This is a genomic window from uncultured Holdemanella sp. (genome assembly GCF_934772795.1).
In the GTDB taxonomy this organism is placed as follows: Bacteria; Bacillota_I; Bacilli_A; order Erysipelotrichales; family Erysipelotrichaceae; genus Holdemanella.
Map to the genome: position 1 here is coordinate 1 of NZ_CAKVMR010000119.1, position 2,005 is coordinate 2,005.

The window sequence follows — 2,005 nt, forward strand, 5'->3', positions numbered from 1 at the left end:
ATCTGGAAGCACTGAATAAGGTAAGCGTCGTCGTGTTTGATAAAACTGGAACCCTGACAAAAGGTGTGTTTAAGGTTGTTGATATCACAGTAGAATTCGGCTTTACAAAAGAGCAGGTTCTTGAATATGCTGCACAGGCAGAAAGCTATTCAAACCATCCGATAGCAAAATCCATACAGGAGGCTTTCGGCAAAACAATTGATCAGTCTGTTCTTTCCGGTTATGAAGAAATATCAGGACATGGAATTCGTGTATTGATTGGTGGTAAAAGAGTACTTGCAGGAAACAGCAAACTTATGGATTCTGAGAAAGTATCTTATGCAGCCTGCCAGTCAGCCGGAACAAAGGTTTATATTGCTGTTGATGGCAGATATGCCGGATGTATCGTAATAGCCGATGAAGTGAAAGATGACAGTCAGAATGCGATTGCCAGTCTGAAGAAAATCGGTGTTGAGAAAACAGTTATGCTTACCGGTGATGATGAAAAGATTGGAAAGGCTGTGGCAGAGCAGCTCGGACTGGATGAATATTATGCACAGTTACTTCCAGATCAGAAAGTTGAAAAACTGGAGTACCTGGATCAGCATAAGACAAAAGGAAGCAAACTTGCATTTGTAGGAGATGGTATCAATGATGCACCTGTTCTTGCAAGAGCCGATGTAGGAATTGCGATGGGTGGACTTGGTTCAGATGCTGCGATTGAAGCTGCAGATGTTGTTCTGATGACAGATGAACCATCAAAGCTTGTGGATGCGATTGATGTTGCAAAAGCAACGAAAAGAATTGTTATGCAGAATATTATCATTGCACTCGGAATCAAGAGTGTGTTCCTTATACTGGGTGCATTAGGCATAGCAGGCATGTGGGAAGCTGTATTTGGTGATGTTGGTGTTACGATTATAGCAGTATTGAATGCCATGAGGATTTTGAAAAAATAAAGGAGAAAAGTGCAGTGAAGCGTAGACTTATTTTACTGGTGGTGGTAATTGCTTTGATTGCAGGGTTTGGTGCATTACTGCACTCCCCTCCATCCATTATAGATGCTGTTACAGGTGCAACACCAAAGGCAAAGAAAGCAGCCCAAAGCTCGGCACAGCTTGAGGGCAGTTATATTTTCTGTATGAATCCGTTGCTTGATAAACTGTCAGATGAGGATATAAGAGAGCAATTAAAAGCATTTGTAACAGGAAAGACGGATAGCATTCGTACAGATACAGAATTATCATTTGATATTTATGTTTCGGAAACAGATTATGCGCTTATAAGATATGCCGATTCCTTATGCGAAAGGCTTAATGATGCAGGTGCTGATGTGCAGATAAAACAATACAGCGGTACAATGCTGCGTTCAAGGGCAGTCAGTGGGAAATATGAAGCATTCCTTTCTGAAAGTGATCTGGTCAGCACAGACGCTCTTGAAAATGCTGACTATATCATACTGGACAGTGCAGAAATGAGGTGAGCGGAAGAATGAGAAAAATAAATACAATACTTTCCGTATTACTGCTCGTGATTTTTATGCTGCATGGTCTTATGGGAAGTTTTATGCTTCTTGGAATTGGAAGCAGTGCCGGGAAAATACTTGCATGGGTTGGAGTGGCTGTTCTTGCAGCACATACTGTGATTGGAGTCATACTTACCATAAATACTTTGAAAATTTCTAAAAATGCAGGTAACAGCTACTTAAAACAAAATGCAGTATTCTGGGCAAGGAGAGCCAGCGGACTTGCAATACTTATTCTGATGTTTTTCCATATAGGATTATTTGGCGGAGTACAGGACGGGATCTATATTTTGTTTCCGTTTACAACAGTAAAACTCATTACGCAGCTGTTACTGGTTGCGGCACTTTTTATTCATCTTTTTATAAATATCCGTCCACTGCTTATATCGCTTGGAATCATAAGCTATAAGGAGAGAAGAGGAGACATTTATCTGATATTGTCGGTTCTTCTGCTGTTCTGCACAGGGACAGTTATCATTTACTATATAGGATGGCATACAT

3 protein-coding genes are annotated in these 2,005 nt (G+C 40.6%); all 3 read left to right on the forward strand.

Annotation, left to right across the window (positions count from 1 at the left end):
* Positions 1-938: HAD-IC family P-type ATPase (locus tag Q0F04_RS11760; protein WP_295753516.1), on the forward strand; the 938-nt coding region annotated here is incomplete at its 5' end.
* Positions 939-952: 14 nt separating this feature from the next.
* Entirely contained in the window at positions 953-1,462 is a 510-nt protein-coding gene (locus Q0F04_RS11765) for a hypothetical protein (protein WP_004841343.1), read from the forward strand.
* Between the two features lie 8 nt (positions 1,463-1,470).
* The coding region (locus Q0F04_RS11770; RefSeq protein WP_295753518.1) for a pilus assembly protein PilX at positions 1,471-2,005 on the forward strand (535 nt) is incomplete at its 3' end.